Origin of the sequence: Robinsoniella sp. KNHs210, from assembly GCF_000686105.1 — a bacterium.
Classification (GTDB): Bacteria; Bacillota; Clostridia; order Lachnospirales; family Lachnospiraceae; genus Robinsoniella; species Robinsoniella peoriensis.
Map to the genome: position 1 here is coordinate 295,288 of NZ_JMLZ01000001.1, position 15,268 is coordinate 310,555.

General features: G+C 42.3%; 13 protein-coding genes. 8 read left to right on the forward strand and 5 right to left on the reverse strand.

The window, feature by feature from the left end; genetic code table 11:
* Nucleotides 1-134 precede the first annotated feature (134 nt).
* Nucleotides 135-2,624: a glycoside hydrolase family 2 protein gene (locus tag CD03_RS0101295; RefSeq protein WP_027292084.1), complete on the forward strand. Its 2,490-nt coding sequence runs from the start codon at nucleotides 135-137 to the stop codon at nucleotides 2,622-2,624.
* 86 nt (nucleotides 2,625-2,710) lie between these two features.
* Here CD03_RS0101295 and CD03_RS0101300 read toward each other — a convergent pair whose 3' ends face one another.
* Nucleotides 2,711-2,914, reverse strand: coding sequence for a cold-shock protein (locus CD03_RS0101300; RefSeq protein WP_027292085.1), 204 nt, complete (start codon nucleotides 2,912-2,914; stop codon nucleotides 2,711-2,713).
* Between the two features lie 285 nt (nucleotides 2,915-3,199).
* Here CD03_RS0101300 and CD03_RS0101305 point away from each other — a divergent pair, with 285 nt between their 5' ends.
* Complete coding sequence (locus CD03_RS0101305; RefSeq protein ID WP_027292086.1) at nucleotides 3,200-3,949, forward strand: GNAT family N-acetyltransferase; 750 nt, start codon at nucleotides 3,200-3,202, stop codon at nucleotides 3,947-3,949.
* 86 nt (nucleotides 3,950-4,035) lie between these two features.
* Entirely contained in the window at nucleotides 4,036-4,443 is a 408-nt protein-coding gene (locus tag CD03_RS0101310) for a PH domain-containing protein (RefSeq protein ID WP_027292087.1), read from the forward strand.
* A gap of 178 nt (nucleotides 4,444-4,621) precedes the next feature.
* Here the strand turns inward: CD03_RS0101310 and CD03_RS0101315 are convergent, their stop codons facing one another.
* Nucleotides 4,622-6,742 (reverse strand): subtype A tannase, encoded by a 2,121-nt coding sequence (locus tag CD03_RS0101315; protein ID WP_027292088.1) that lies wholly within the window; start codon nucleotides 6,740-6,742, stop codon nucleotides 4,622-4,624.
* Between the two features lie 275 nt (nucleotides 6,743-7,017).
* On the opposite strand from CD03_RS0101315, the gene CD03_RS0101320 reads away from it, so the two are divergent.
* The 3 genes from CD03_RS0101320 (at nucleotide 7,018) to CD03_RS0101330 (ending at nucleotide 10,755) form a co-directional block, all read left to right on the forward strand.
* Nucleotides 7,018-8,232, forward strand: a complete 1,215-nt coding sequence (locus CD03_RS0101320) for a DNA polymerase Y family protein (protein WP_377141285.1) — start codon at nucleotides 7,018-7,020, stop codon at nucleotides 8,230-8,232.
* Nucleotides 8,233-9,310: 1,078 nt separating this feature from the next.
* Nucleotides 9,311-9,730, forward strand: coding sequence for an HTH domain-containing protein (locus tag CD03_RS0101325; RefSeq protein WP_027292090.1), 420 nt, complete (start codon nucleotides 9,311-9,313; stop codon nucleotides 9,728-9,730).
* Nucleotides 9,731-9,741: 11 nt separating this feature from the next.
* Nucleotides 9,742-10,755, forward strand: a complete 1,014-nt coding sequence (locus CD03_RS0101330; protein ID WP_027292091.1) for an IS3 family transposase — start codon at nucleotides 9,742-9,744, stop codon at nucleotides 10,753-10,755.
* A 209-nt stretch (nucleotides 10,756-10,964) separates the two neighbouring features.
* On the opposite strand, the gene CD03_RS38715 is transcribed toward CD03_RS0101330, so the two are convergent.
* Nucleotides 10,965-11,087, reverse strand: coding sequence for a hypothetical protein (locus tag CD03_RS38715; protein ID WP_255348045.1), 123 nt, complete (start codon nucleotides 11,085-11,087; stop codon nucleotides 10,965-10,967).
* 114 nt (nucleotides 11,088-11,201) lie between these two features.
* Here CD03_RS38715 and CD03_RS0101340 point away from each other — a divergent pair, with 114 nt between their 5' ends.
* The gene (locus CD03_RS0101340) at nucleotides 11,202-11,441 is read left to right on the forward strand and encodes a hypothetical protein (protein ID WP_027292092.1); all 240 of its coding nucleotides are present in this window, start codon (nucleotides 11,202-11,204) and stop codon (nucleotides 11,439-11,441) included.
* A complete protein-coding gene (locus CD03_RS0101345) occupies nucleotides 11,441-12,022 on the forward strand; it encodes an SOS response-associated peptidase (protein WP_027292093.1) in 582 nt (193 codons plus the stop codon). Before CD03_RS0101340 ends, CD03_RS0101345 begins: the two co-directional genes overlap by 1 nt.
* A gap of 39 nt (nucleotides 12,023-12,061) precedes the next feature.
* Here CD03_RS0101345 and CD03_RS0101350 read toward each other — a convergent pair whose 3' ends face one another.
* Both CD03_RS0101350 and CD03_RS0101355 read right to left on the reverse strand, forming a co-directional pair.
* Nucleotides 12,062-12,757, reverse strand: a complete 696-nt coding sequence (locus tag CD03_RS0101350; protein ID WP_027292094.1) for an ABC transporter ATP-binding protein — start codon at nucleotides 12,755-12,757, stop codon at nucleotides 12,062-12,064.
* A 22-nt stretch (nucleotides 12,758-12,779) separates the two neighbouring features.
* On the reverse strand, nucleotides 12,780-15,260 hold the full coding sequence (locus CD03_RS0101355) for an ABC transporter permease (RefSeq protein WP_027292095.1): 2,481 nt from the start codon (nucleotides 15,258-15,260) through the stop codon (nucleotides 12,780-12,782).
* Nucleotides 15,261-15,268: the final 8 nt, after the last annotated feature.

Consider the following 15,268-nt stretch of genomic DNA (forward strand, 5'->3'; position numbering starts at 1 on the left):
ATGATACAAAGATCAGAATCAGAACGGTTTTTGACCTTGTATTTTCCATCTTTTTATATAGAATATAACATATACAGATATAAATGTCTATTTTAAAGACAGAACACGGCAGCTATTATGAGAGGAGATTCTTTATGCTATCACAATCATTTAACGCTGGATGGAATATCAAAGTAGGATTCAACCAGCCATTTTCAAACCTGTTTTCAACGGAACTGGATTTAGGTACACCGGTAACCATTCCCCACGACGCAATGATTCTGGAACAAAAAACCCCTGACACCAAAAACGGGAAACAGACCGGATACTATCCGGGTAAATCATATCTCTATACTAAAATGTTCTTTGTCCCCAATGACTGGATGGATAAAAATATTGTACTGGAGTTCGAAGGAGTTTATCCCAGTGCGCTGGTATATATCAATGGTGATTTTGCCGGAAGCCATCATTCCGGGTATTCCCAGTTTACCATTCAGGCTGACGGCTTCCTTATCCCCGGCCATGAGAATAAAATCGAAGTGGCTGCAGACAACAGTAGTGAAGGGAATACCAGATGGTATTCCGGCAGCGGCATTTACCGAAATGTAAATATCTATGTCAGTGAAAAACTTTATATCCCGGTAAATGGTCTGCAGATCGATATCCCGGAAATTGATCAGGATACCGCCGTCCTGTGTATTAAAACAAAATTTTCCAATGAAACACTTCGTACACACGATTTAATCCAGATTACAGAAATTCTGGATGCAGAAGGAACAATAGTGAATTCCGAGGAAACTGCAGTCACTGCATATCCGCATAAAAATATACAGACACTGCAGCGGATTCCGGTCTGGGAGCCTCATTTGTGGGACTGTGACTCTCCTTATCTCTATACCTGCAGAACCAGATTAAAAGAAGGGGATACCATACTGGATGAAGCTGTCAGCACTTTGGGTATCCGTAAATTGCAGTTAGACTCCCGTCATGGCCTGCGTATAAATGGTAAAGAAGTGAAACTCCGGGGTGCCTGTATCCATCATGACAACGGAATTATTGGAGCCGTTACTCTGGAAAAGGCAGAGGAACGCCGCTGCCGCCAGATGAAAGAAGCCGGTTTTAACTGTCTGAGAAGCTCCCATCATGCAATGAGCAAAGCTATGCTGAAAGCCTGTGACAAACTTGGCATGTTAGTAATGGATGAACTGTCAGATATGTGGCATATCCGTAAAAATCCGCATGATTTTGGAAACTATTTTGAGGATTTCTGGGAAGATGAAGTGGAGCGTATGGTAGCGAAGGATTACAACCACCCCTCAGTTATCATGTATTGTACCGGAAATGAAATACCCGAGGTGGGAACCAAACGCGGCGCTGAAATGAACCGCAGAATTGTGGAAAAAATAAAATCCCTGGATTCTGCCCGCTACACCACCAATGCCGCTAACAGCTTTCTGGCACTGCGAAGTGACATGCAGCCGCTGCTGGAAGAAGCCGTTAAGGCTACCGGTATGGAACACATTTTAGAACAGACATCGGGTGCCGGGGAAGGAGGCATTTCCGTTATGAACGCTTTTGCCAGCCTGATGGAAGGTCCGGCTAAAGATTATATAGATGCCAGTTCTACCTTGACAGATCTCCTGGAAGGGTTTAGCGGTGGTCTGGACATCGCCGGATTTAATTACATAACCGGGCGCCATGAGCTGGAGGCCCAGCTGCATCCCAACCGGCTGGTTCTCGGTACTGAGACCTATCCTTCCGAAATCGTCAGACTTTGGGATATCGTGGAACGCAATTCCCATGTCATCGGTGACTTTACCTGGACAGGATATGACTATCTGGGAGAAGCCGGAATCGGTATTTTCTACTATAATGGCATCAACGGTTTCCAGGATCACAATTATCCGGACAGTATCGCATATATCGGAGACATAGATATTACCGGATACCGCAGACCTATCAGCTATCTGCGTGAAATAGTGTTCGGATTAAGAACAGCACCCTACCTTGCCGTAGAAAGAGTGAACCATTATGGCAAAACCCCGGGGAAAACCACCTGGATGCACAAAGATAACATTGCCAGCTGGACCTGGGATGGGTACGAAGGGAAACCTGCTGTGGTAGATATTTTCTCTTCCAGCGAAGAAGTGGAATTGTTCCTGAATGATATTTCCCTGGGCAGAAAACCAGCCGGAAAGGCAGCCGGGTTCATCGCTTCTTATGAAATTACCTATGAGCCAGGAACACTTATGGCTGTCAGCTATCAAAACGGAATGGAATCAGGACGGGATATCCTGCAAACCGCAAAAACACCTGTAAAAATATCCCTGTCATCTGACCAGCCTGTCTTAACCGCTAATGGAAATGATCTGGCATACGTTACAATCGGGCTTCAGGACGAAAACGGTATATTCAATCTGCAGTCAGAAACTGTAATTCATATATCTGTTGACGGTGCAGGTACTCTGCAGGGATTCGGCAGCGCTGATCCTCATACCAGTAATCATTATTATACAACAGCATGGAATACCTATGACGGACGCCTGCTGGCTTCCATTCGGTCCGGCTTTGATCCGGGCGAAATAAAAATAACGGTTAGCGCAGACGGACTGGATAAGGAAACCTTGGTTATTACAGTGGAATAAAGATTCCATTTTCAAAACAAAAAAAGTGTTGCAAATGACAAGAATTTCATCATTCTGCAACACTCTTTTTAATTTTTAATTTAAACTTATGCTACACAAACGTTAACAGCCTGTGCGCCACGGTTTCCAGCAGTAATATCAAATGTTACAGCCTGTCCGTCTTCTAAAGATTTGAAACCATCTGTTGCAATTCCGGAGAAATGTACAAATATATCTTCTCCTCCTTCATCGTTTGTGATAAAACCAAATCCTTTTTGTGAGTTAAACCATTTTACTGTACCTTTATTCATGAAAGATACCTCCTAATATTTTATTATACTTTTCATTAAAATAAAAAAATCACACATTTTTGTAAATCATTAAATTAAGAAATAATGACTTACAAAAATATGTGAAATCCAGATCTCATTCAAAATACTATTTCATAATAACATGAGATAGTGCTTATGTCAAGATAAATATTAATTTAATTTTCATCTTATTTTCATCTGCCAAATCAATAATAAATAGACATTACATTACACCATATGATATTATGAAGTAAATTAGAATTTGCAAGAGAGGAAAAGTAAAATATGTGTGCTGACTTTATAAACTTAACACCAGAAAACCTTGTCAATCAGCATTTATGCTGCATTATCCGCAGTAAAAAGCCCCATCAAGGTATTGACGCAAAGCGGCAATGGCTCTCAGACCGGCTTAATGAAGGTCATGTATTTAGAAAGTTAAATGAAAAAGCAACTGTTTTTATTGAATATGCCCCCCTTGAAACAGCTTGGGTTCCCATAACCGGTGATAACTATTATTATCTGTATTGTTTATGGATTTCTGGCAGTCACAAAGGAAAAGGATATGGGAAATCTCTGATGGAATATTGTTTGGCTGATGCCAAAGAAAAGGGTAAATCCGGCATATGTATGCTTGGAGCAAAAAAACAAAAGTCCTGGCTTTCCAACCAGGCATTCGCGAAGAAATTCGGCTTTGAGGTTGTTGATACTACCGATGTTGGATATGAATTGCTTGCTCTTTCTTTTGACGGTACCACACCAAGGTTCGCACCAAACGTTAAAAAACAAGAAATTGAAAGCAAAGAGCTAACCATTTATTATGACATGCAATGTCCCTTTGTATATCAAAAAATTGAGTTAATAAAACAGTATTGTGAATTGAATGACGTTCCTGTATCTTTAATTGAAGTGGATACACTGCAAAAAGCAAAGGAGCTGCCTTGTGTTTTTAATAACTGGGGTGTGTTTTATAAAGGAAATTTCGAGACAGTGAATTTGCTGGATGTTACCTACTTGAAGCGAATACTAAAAAAATGAAAATACAATTCTAAACGAACATTCAGTTAGGTGCTGCAGGCATTCAACAACGATGTAAATCAGCCTGTGAAAGGATGTTGAAATATATGAAATTTAAAGGTAAAATAGCAGTTTGGTTTTGGGCTTTAGAAATTCTTGCTAATGCTATGATACTGTATGATCTTATATTTAAGAGGGACAATATTATTGCATTAGTGATTGGCGGAGTAATATTGAACCTTGTATTTATACCTATTATTGTAAGAAACTATGTTTTGCTGAATGACGAATCCATCACATTGTATTTTGGCTTCGGAAAAGAGTCGATAAAGGTTAATGAAATTCTGGAAGTATATCAAACACATAATCCGATTGCATCAAGTGCGGCATCTTTAGACCGTATTGTTATAAAAGGCAGAAGAAGTGAAATTATGTGTTCTGTCAAAGATAAAACAAAACTAATTGAGGAAATAAAAAAGATTAATCAGCAGATTGTTTTTCGGGGGTATTTCTAGATCGTACCATTTCATCTTAAATTCAGGTTTAGCTGATTATGGGAAGCTTGGTAGATCGATCGGTAGCGTGCGGATAGAGAATGGGGCATTCACAGAGAAATGTAGCAGGATTTCTCTGTAAATGCCCCAGCCGCTAAGATGCTTCGGGAAGGTTAGAAAATACCAGTTCTGCAATCTTTTATTTTACACACTGATCCACCCAGGAAATAAAATTAGTTGTGCTGTCACCGGTACGTTCTGCCGTTGTATGCGCCTGATTCCATACGGTTTCAAATTCTACGGATTTCACGTCTTCGCACTGCTCTAACGCCAGAGCCAGGTTTGTCTCTACTGTTAAAGCGGTATCTCCCTGCTCTATGCCCGTGTGAATTCTCCAGTTTTGCGCTACTTTGGATGTGGCATAACCTTCATAGTAATCACAGAGATAATACATTGGATTATACATATTCTGGCGATAAGAAGAACTGTTCCCCAGTGCATCTAAAGATAATAAAGCATTATTATAAGATTCCACATAGGAAGTATCCCAATTACTCAGTTCCGCGTATTTTTCCTGATTTTCTTCTAATAGTGACGCTATCACAGAATCAAAATGCATGGCATCCTGTTCGTCATTTCCAAACAGCATGTTTTCTGCCTGACTGCAGTTGAGATCGTCAAAAGCCCCCACATCCTTACTGGCTGTTTTGCAGTGTTTTACAAATGCTTCCATATTGGTTATCTTGGCAGTGTTGGATGCCTGGTCATAGGTAACCCATACCTCTTCCTCATTTAAAGACGCAATATAATCCTGCACGGTTTCATAAGTTGTTCCCCCATTATCAGAAGAATCCGCCCCCATCTCAGGCATGGTACCTTTTTCCGGTCTTTCACCATCTACCCCTTTACCGGTTATACCCTCAGGAAGTTCTCCTTTTTCATTACTGCCGTCAAAACCTTCAGGCGGTCCGTCCGTGCCTTTGCCATCAGATGGTGTCTGACTGTCACCGCCAGCAAATCCCCCCTCCGGTCTTGTGAAGCCGGCTGTTGCTGTATACGGGAAAGTAGTATCACTCAGAAAATTATTCAGGGAAGTTTCCACAACCGATATCAGATAATTGTAATAACTTCCTGCTGTATAAATTCCTGTTTCACTCTCTTCCAGTGTTAAAGCGTTACCATTTTCATCCTTAAGCCCAAGTTGATTAATGTATTCTGCATATTTCTCCGACATATCATCCGACAGGGCTGCCGTCCAGGTACCATCTGCCCGGGTTCCTTCCGAAGCATACTGCCCCAGATTCCATTCATAGGCTTCATCCGCATAATCAAGACTGGTAATCGGACACCAGCACATAGAACCGCATACTGCATCACTAATATAATTTCCATCATGATCTTTCATTGCAGCCCCAATTTCCATTAGATAAGGATTATATAACCCGCTGTCTCCCGATGCCCCGGCAACAGCACTTTGAGCTCCTCCTCCGGACATACCAAAAGTAAAAATGCGTTCTGTATCGCCCGGCAGCAAATCATCATTATATCTGTAATAGCGAATCGCCGCCTTCAAATCCGTAACCCCCCAGGGTGCACCACCGCTATAACTTAAATTCCCCGCATCATCATAGCCATTATTTCTTCCCCTCATCCCGGCATAGACATAGATATACCCGGCTTTCAGATAATCAGCTAATCCCTCATAGCTGTATGCGGAAGGTGCCTTTTGAGCCGAATACCCTGCTGTATTAATTGGAAATACAATAGGCGCTGTACCGGCTGTGTACCCATTTACCGATTTCTCTGCATTGATTGTGCATGTATAAGTACCGTCATCATTTTCTTTGCCATCCATATATGAACCCGGAACATATATTCCCATTGTTTCATATTCAGATGCTGCGGGCATAGAACAATAACCCACCTGAATCTGCCAATACACGTCATTCTCGGCATCGTAATTCCATGCAGTGTCCGAAAAAGTAAGATTCTGATTGTCCTGCTGGTATTCCGTCAATAAAACAGCGTTTTGACCCGGAGCATCTGACCCTGCATCCATTGTTCCTGTGTCATCTGCTTGCGTTGTGCCTTCTGCTTGCGTTGCACCTTCTGCTTGTGTTGTGCCTTCTGCTTGTGTTGCACCTTCTGCTTGTGTTGCACCTTCTGCTTGCGTTTCACCTCCTGCTTGCGTATCCTTATTTGCATTCTCCGACGTGTTCTGTTCTGTGCTGCTTTCTGCATTCCCATTCCTGCACGCCACAAGTGACGCTGTCATGGACAACACAATTACCACTGTTAAAAATTTACTAAATTTCCTCATTGAAACCTCCTTTTTCTCAATTCCAATTTTATAATGATATATATATAAAAGCAAAAAGAGCGCAAATCCATACAGAAGTCTGGACTTACACTCTCGTTGCTCAACTTGGTTTATAGTATATCATTTAATCAATGAAAATAATGTGAAAAATCAGCGAAATAAATGTGAATTTCCAGTATAAATACACCCGCTGCTTATACATAATAACATTATAAAATATGCGTATGCGATATTTGGAGGTGCACCCATTGGATCACGTAATTCTTCACTCAGATATGAATAACTTTTACGCCTCCGTAGAGTCCCTGTATAATCCTTCTCTCAGAGGAAAGCCCATGGCAGTGGCTGGTGACCCGGGAGAACGTCACGGGATTGTTCTGGCAAAAAGTAATGAAGCGAAAAAATATGGAATCCAGACCGGAGACCCTCTTTGGATGGCAAGACAGAAATGCCCTGATATTCTTTTTACACCGCCCCATTACGACCGCTATATTGAGTTTTCACAGATGGCACACGAAATATACCAGGATTATACGGATCGGGTAGAATCTTTTGGTCTGGATGAATGCTGGCTGGATGTAACCGGCACATCTTCTTTGTTCGGTGATGGCAAGCAAATTGCGGATCATATTCGTGAGAGAGTTAAATTTGAACTTGGAATTACAGCAAGTGTAGGTGTTTCTTACAATAAAATATTTGCAAAACTTGGAAGTGATATGAAAAAGCCGGATGCAACCACCGTCATCGGCCATGATTTTAAAGAAAAGATCTGGCATCTGCCGGTTGACTCCCTTTTATATGTAGGCAGAGCAACTTATCAGAAATTATTAAAATGCGGCATTCGCACTATCGGAGAACTTGCACAAACAGATGTCCGTTTTCTGGAGCAGCTTCTTGGGAAAAATGGTATTATGCTCTGGTATTTTGCAAATGGTCATGACACATCCGCTGTGGCACATATCAGTTCACGTCGCATTATAAAAACCATAGGAAACAGTACAACCGCCCCCCGGGACCTTATTTCAGATGATGAAATTAAAATTACTCTGATGATTCTCGCCGAAAGTGTAGCCGAACGGATGCGGGCAGACCATTTTTATTGCCGGACCGTGCAGCTCAGCATTCGGGATAATACTTTATTTTCTTATGAAAGGCAGGGACGGCTTCATTCTCCTACGTGTACAGCGCAGGAAATTTATGATAAAGCATACGAATTATATTGTAAAAACCGACCTGTAAATCCGGTAAGAAGCCTTGGTGTAAGAGCCTGCAATCTTATGCTTCAGGAATTCCAACAACTATCCTTTCTGGACGAAGCAGTAAAAAGACAGAAACAGGAAGAATTAGAACGCTCCATAGATTCCATAAGAAAGCGGTTCGGACACTTTGCCGTACAAAGAGGAATTATGTTAACTGATCCGGTTTTATCCAACCTGGATCCGGTGGCTGAACACACCATCTATCCTGAATCGTTCCTGAAAAGTAAGTAACACATTTCATACTTTGTGTTGCATGCTATTTCAGGTTGTGCAGCGGCCGGTAATAATATTTATATAAATGGTAATCCTAGTACTACAATGAACAGTTTATAGGTGGCTTATGGCTCACTATTCAAAACTTCTTATGAGTCAACGCTTTGTAGATGGAAGTAGTGCGCGAAAAGAGAAGGGGGCGGACCATGGCAGGCGTTTGGAAGGCTTACCGCAGAACTGGCATTTTCTAACCTTCCCAGAGCGCTTTTTGGCGGCACGCGGGCATTCGCTCCGAAATCCTGATGCATTTCGCAGCTCACTGCCCGCTTAGTATCCGATGGGAGCCAGTCGAATACTATCCGCCAAAAAACACTCCGGCAAGGTAAGTAAATGCTCAGATCTGCTATACGCCTTCCAAACGCCTGCCATGGTCCGCCCCCTTCTCTTTCCGGGATGCAGTTTATTGATACAAAGCTGGTTTTCTCAGCATGGTTGGGCCCCGGGGTTGTGGCATGCTGTACGCTATTGGCATAGAACACTTTAAAACCAATAAACCAGCTGGATGTTATCACTGTGAACTGTTTCTAAATTCTACCACAGTATATTTGTGGTTATAGTACCTACATCCAGTTAAGTCTGTGATCAGGAAAGCAGGTAAAATTTCGTCTTATCATCCCCCTTTCACACTGAACTGCCGTAACACACTCTGCTGCATCCAAAAACGAACAGACCGTCACAACCCAGGGGTCTCCACCAGGCTGAGAAAACCAGCTTTGTATCAACGAATGCTATCTCGGAAAGATGGGTGTGGGAAACTGGTATGGGCGGAGGAAGCGTAGAGCAGAGCTGAGTATTTTATAATGTACCCATAAGTGTGGACACATTATTTAGCGGGGCTCCCATTTTTTTAGACATCCCTTCCCATTAGTTCCATATAAATGGACACCCCCTCACCTTTCAGAACCCCAATTGTGGACATGCCTTGCTGGTATACCCTGCTTCTGGGACAACTGGCTTGGATGATTGCTGAGGCCTCTTTTGGCTTAGACACCTCTCTTGGCTTATGGTATTCTTATCTAAGAACAGGAGGAATACCATGACCAAAAACCCTTTTACCAATGAACAAATGCTGCTGCTTCGTCAAAATCCTTACACCTACAAGGTGTCCAAATTCCAATTAACCTTTACCAGGGAGTTCAAGGAGATCTTTTACTCGGAATACCAGTTAGGGGAGATTCCGCGGCAGATCCTCGCAGATCATGGCTATGATCCTGCCGTCCTTGGGGACCGCAGGGTATGGAGCATTGCCAGACACATTCGGGAACAGTACGATAAATATGGCGGGTTTCACCAAGGACATTCCCCTCACAGGATGCAAAGCTCCGTCTCCCCGGCTGCTGATCTGCCGCCATCCGAAAAGGATGAATTAAAACTGCTTCGGCATGAGGTTGATTATCTGAAACAGGAAGTTGAGTTCTTAAAAAAAATTTCCTCACTCAGGACTACAAGGAAGTAGGTGCTCTGCTTATGAACGACTCTTCCTGTATATTTGAGATTATCCAGCAAACGATCCGGCAAAGCGAGAATTCCCTTTCTGCCAAAGAACTCTGTTCCATAGCCGGTGTTTCCAGAAGCGGTTATTACGCCTGGATAAAGGCAGCTCCTGTCCGTTCGCTTCAGGAACAGAAGGACCGTGAGGATTTTGATCTGGTTCTGGCCGCTTACAGGCTGCATGGTTATGCCAAAGGGGCCAGGGGCATCTATATGGAACTGCTCCATATGAACCCGCCGGTGATCATGAACCTGAAAAAAATCCGCAGGCTGATGGAAAAGTTCCACCTCTCCTGTCCATACCGAGGCCCAAATCCATATAAAAGAATGGCAAAGGCACTAAGGACCAGCAATGTAGCGGACAACCTGCTAAACCGTGAGTTCGAATGTTATGGACCAAGAATAGTCTTGTTGACGGATATCACTTATCTGTCCTATAGCGGATCCTTTGCCTACCTGTCAACCATCCTGGATGCCTTTACCAGGCAGATACTTTCTTATGTGCTCAGTGACTCCCTGGAAGTGGATTTTGTTCTTGAAACGGTCAATAAACTGGTGGCCGGTCATGGGATCTCACTTCAAGCAGAAACAATCATCCACAGTGATCAGGGGTGCCATTACACCAGCCAAAGTTTTCTTCATATACTTTATAACAAGAAGCTGCGCCAGTCCATGTCCCGGCGTGGCAACTGCTGGGACAATGCGCCCCAGGAGAGTTTCTTTGGGCATATGAAGGACCATATCAAGGCAAAACTGGCTGAATGCGTAAGCTTTGCAGAGGTACAGTCTGTCATTGATGACTACATGGCTTATTATAATAATCAGCGGTACCAATGGCATCTGGCGAAGCTTGCACCCAATGAGTTTTATAAATTTGTCATCACTGGAGAATATCCACTGGATGTTCCCAAAATACCTGCGCATCCGGTCATAGCCAAAAAACCGGAAGAACTTGGATGCCAATTATATCAGAAAAATACGGATAGTTAAAAAATTTCATAGAATACCATGACATTTAAAGAGGTGTACCTGTATGCAGGATACTTTGGAAGTAAAGGTGCGAAAAAAGTGCCCCACTTTTTAAAATGTCCTTGACAAAGGGTACAGTTCATTTACTTGCCTTTCCGGAGTGTTTTTTGGCGGATAGTATTCGACTGGCTCCCATCGGATACTAAGCGGGTACTGAACCGAGAAATGCATCAGGATTTCTCGGTGAATACCCGCGTGCCGCCAAAAAGCGCTTCGGAAAGGTTAGAAAATACCAGTTCTGCGGCCAGCTGACGGAGCCCATGCCAGTTTCCCACACCCATCTTTCCGTACACTACCTATCATTTACAAAGCGTCTTTAATCAGCTAAACCCCAATCTGTTCACCATACTAATAATCACCAGAACTGAACAGCGATAACACAACACGCTCTATATTGAGGTAAACGTATGACAAAGAAAATATTTGTAGAAGTAACTGCCCGCTTTGGAACAGACGGTACTATTACACCGCTGAGTATCCTGTGGGAAGATGGCCATATATATACCATCGACAAAATTATAGATATTAGACGGGCGGCTTCTCTAAAAGCCGGTGGTCAGGGTATGCGGTATACCATAGCTATCGGCGGGCACCAGGCTTATCTGTTTTATGAAAATCCAAATTGGTTTGTGGAGGGAAAATTTTAATGTGTGGAAGATATAGTTTGTTTACAGAAGAGGACAATCATGAAATCATGAGAATTGTGCAGAATATAACTGCAAGGTATCCGGAAAATAATATGAAGCGGGGTGAAATATTCCCAACTAATACAGCACCTGTTTTAAAAGCCGAAAACAGTCAAATTGATACCGATCTTTCCATATGGGGCTTTCCGAACTTCAGAACAAAGGGAGTCATTATCAATGCCAGGTCTGAAACGGCTGAAGAAAAAAGAACCTTTCGGGAAAGTCTCCATTCCAGAAGATGTGTCGTCCCCAGTACCGGTTTCTATGAATGGGCCCAGGATGGCAGTAAGACAAAATATCGTTTTACCCTTCCCGGGCAAAATACGCTTTATATGGCGGGAATCTACAATGTATTTAAAGGAGAAAAACGGTTTGTCATCCTGACCACAGAAGCAAACAATTCCATGGCTGACATTCATAACCGCATGCCTGTTATCCTGACCAAAGATAAGGTAGCGGACTGGATCTTAACGGAAGAATTTGCCGTTCCCTATCTGCATGCAGTTATGCCGGTTTTAGACAGAGAGCAGGTGAAAACCTGATTCCTCAATCCTGCATGGAAAGATTCGTATTTCTGAAAGTCAGCTATTTTCCACGATCACCCCGTCCTGCACCATTATAATCCGGTCACTGCACCTGGCCGCTTCCTGTGAATGCGTTACCATAATAATAGTCTGACCGATTTTATGGTTTATTTCTCTCAGCAGCTCCATAATTTCCGCCCCCGTTTTACTGTCCAGGTTCCCGGTAGGTTCATCGGCAAACAGAATTTCTGGGTTTCCGATTAAAGCACGTGCAATAGCCACACGCTGCTGCTGGCCTCCTGACAGTTCCCGGGGTGTATGTTTCCGCCTGTCATCCAGTCCCACGATCCCTAATATTTTATCTAACTGCCCTTTATATTCTTTCATTTTTTTACCGTCCAGTAAAAGCGGCAGCATAATATTTTCCTCCACATTCAGATTTGGTATCAGATTATAAAACTGAAATACAAATCCTATATTTCTGCGCCGGATTATACTCATTTTGTCATCATTAAAATGAGAGATATCGGTCCCGTTCATCAGCACTTTTCCCTTTGATGGCTTATCCAGACCGCCCAGAATATATAATAGAGTACTTTTTCCTGAACCGGACTGCCCCATGATAGATACAAATTCTCCCTGCATCACCTCTAAAGACAGACTTTTTAAAATCCTGTTTGTTGTACCTCCAACTTGAAATTCCTTTATAACGTCTACTGCTTCAATTGCCTTGTTTTGATATTTCCTGCTCATGATGATACCTCCTGGTAAGTTGTTATTCAAATTTTATCTCTTCTACTATTTTCATGTTCTTGCTTTTTATAATCGGCACTGCCGAGCCAATGAGAGTAACAGCGATTCCTAAGATTCCAGCCAGAAGAAATGTTTTAAAATCCAGCTTGGGCATCATGGAAATCTTTGGACCCGCAACTATGAAAATTGTCTGAATTTCCATTGCGGATATGGCCATTCCAATGACTGCCCCCAGAAATCCGGAAGTAAGTCCTTCAATCATCGTCATTTTAATATTTTGCCTGTTACTTTGCCCCACAGACTTATACATGGCGATAGACCGCCGCTTTTGTATATAGTTAATCAACAGATTATTTATGATGCCGATTGCCGCAAGCAAGAGTATAAAATAAGTCATATAGTTCATAGGCGCTAAGAATCCGCCGATGGTGCTTAGCGAATCATTATTAAATTCTTCAACCGTCCGGCTCCAGTTCCATGTATCGCCGAATAGTTCTCTCACCTGAATCATAATGGCATCCGGATCGGCTGCAGTATACGCCATAAATCCAAAGACGGACTGGCTAAAATCCTCAGCTGCATAAGCGGATGGTATTACAGCCTGAACATCGCTTGCGCGGGATTTAAAACTGCCGGCAATTGTATACGGTACATCTCTATTTCCGTTTGACAGCTGAATTGTATCACCAACATCACAGTCCAGCACCTTAATGGTATCTTCATTTAAAATGATTGACCGCTTCTCTCTAAATGCTTCTGCCGCCTGTTCCTTCATTTCCGGATCTGTATAATTGATCGCTAACATCGAGCTATATGTCTCAATGTCATCGGTGCCTTCTACCCTTGTAAATGTCATATTTTTGCAGGAAATTTCATGATCCATCACATAAAGAGGCAATACTTTTTCAATCCCCTCCATCTGTTCTACCTGATCTATAAATTCCTGATTCATTTCACCATCTGCAAACCCCTGCAATTCGGCATCACGAAACACATCTCCTACATAAGTCTTAACAAAATCCCCCACTACACTGATTGCAATTACTGCTGAAATACTGATAAACAGTAACGTAATATTCTGTGTGATATTTTTATTCTTCTTCATATTCCTGGCAGCAAGTTTTCCCTCGTTCCCCCATATTTTTTCGTAAATTATCTCAAAAAATGCGGATGCCAGATCGGTAAACAGCGGGATGAGTATAATAGCAGCCGCTATTAATCCCAGCAGAGAAAATCCGCCAGCTATATATAGCGCATTGCCCGTTGCTATTTGCGGCAGTATAACAGATGCAATTAGCATAACAATGCCCAAAATTAAAACTGTACTGTTTGAAACATTCTTTTCCTCTACTGTTCCTAAAACCACATCCTTTATTGGAAGACGGCTGGCGCGTTTGACCGGTATATATGCACTGAGCAATGATGCAATAATAGAAACTGCTACAGATACCACAACTCCCACAGGCGCTATTACCGCAGGTATAGATATTCCCTGATCCAGCGACTGGCCCAATCCTTGCAGCATAATATTAAGTACCACAATACCACTAGGAATCCCAAGTAATCCTCCGAAACACCCATACAGGATACTTTCCATCATAAGAATTTTCTTGACAGTTTTCTCATTTGCTCCAATGCTGCGAAAAGTTCCTATGATTGGAAGGCGCTCTAATGTAATCACTTTATAACTGCTGAAGATAATAAAAACGCTCATCGTCAATGAAAAGAAGCTGATTAAAAAGAATGGCATTGTTTTCTGTCTGGCACCGGAGACAATCTGAGCTTCATTTACCGTATTGCTGACTCGATATTTTCCAGTGGGAAGCTGTTCTGACAATTTATTGATCAGACTTTCTGTGTCAATACCTTCTTTTTGTTCAATCAAAATTTCCGTATAGCTGCCGGCTTTCTTCATTATCTCAGCCAGGGTACCCCAGGGCAGCAATGCAGTTGTGCCACGGGTGTGTCTTAAAAATACGGTATCATATGCCGCAATGTCCGCCACTTCAAATGTATAGGATTTTCCTCTGATATCCAAAGTCATGGAATCCCCCTGATTTATGTTATACTTTGATGTAAAACGATCCGGCAAAATAATTTTGTCTCCTGTAAAATCAGAGATCTCATTACCATTTAACAAGCGCGGTTCATTAATCTGTTTCAATTGTTCCAAATCCGACGAGATCAGGTCAAAAGATTCAAAATAGCCATATTTATGGTAAATAGCCGAACTCTCTAATATTCCTGCTATTGATTGTATCTCATCTAAATCAGGGATATCTTCCATTCTGGCTAATACGCCAGAATCCGCACTTTGGACCGATATAGTTGCCGTTCCAGCCTTTCCCCTTGCCATTTTTCTTTGGGCACTTTCGTAAGAGGAACCGATAGAAAATGAAACAAACAGCAACATGGTTGACAGTACAATGGATAGCAGCATAACTGCGGTTCTGGTTTTACGTTCTTTTACATTCGTGAGAACATACTTTAAAATAATCTTCAATTTTACAC

What these genes read in the sequence shown, in the direction of transcription:
- CD03_RS0101320 (WP_377141285.1), top strand. Translation starts at nt 7,018, where the DNA reads ATGAATAACTTTTACGCCTCCGTAGAGTCCCTGTATAATCCTTCTCTC.
- CD03_RS0101345 (WP_027292093.1), top strand. Translation starts at nt 11,441, where the DNA reads ATGTGTGGAAGATATAGTTTGTTTACAGAAGAGGACAATCATGAAATC.
- CD03_RS0101300 (WP_027292085.1), bottom strand. Translation starts at nt 2,914, where the DNA reads ATGAATAAAGGTACAGTAAAATGGTTTAACTCACAAAAAGGATTTGGT.
- CD03_RS0101295 (WP_027292084.1), top strand. Translation starts at nt 135, where the DNA reads ATGCTATCACAATCATTTAACGCTGGATGGAATATCAAAGTAGGATTC.
- CD03_RS0101310 (WP_027292087.1), top strand. Translation starts at nt 4,036, where the DNA reads ATGAAATTTAAAGGTAAAATAGCAGTTTGGTTTTGGGCTTTAGAAATT.
- CD03_RS0101325 (WP_027292090.1), top strand. Translation starts at nt 9,311, where the DNA reads ATGACCAAAAACCCTTTTACCAATGAACAAATGCTGCTGCTTCGTCAA.
- CD03_RS0101305 (WP_027292086.1), top strand. Translation starts at nt 3,200, where the DNA reads ATGTGTGCTGACTTTATAAACTTAACACCAGAAAACCTTGTCAATCAG.
- CD03_RS0101330 (WP_027292091.1), top strand. Translation starts at nt 9,742, where the DNA reads ATGAACGACTCTTCCTGTATATTTGAGATTATCCAGCAAACGATCCGG.
- CD03_RS0101315 (WP_027292088.1), bottom strand. Translation starts at nt 6,742, where the DNA reads ATGAGGAAATTTAGTAAATTTTTAACAGTGGTAATTGTGTTGTCCATG.
- CD03_RS0101350 (WP_027292094.1), bottom strand. Translation starts at nt 12,757, where the DNA reads ATGAGCAGGAAATATCAAAACAAGGCAATTGAAGCAGTAGACGTTATA.
- CD03_RS0101340 (WP_027292092.1), top strand. Translation starts at nt 11,202, where the DNA reads ATGACAAAGAAAATATTTGTAGAAGTAACTGCCCGCTTTGGAACAGAC.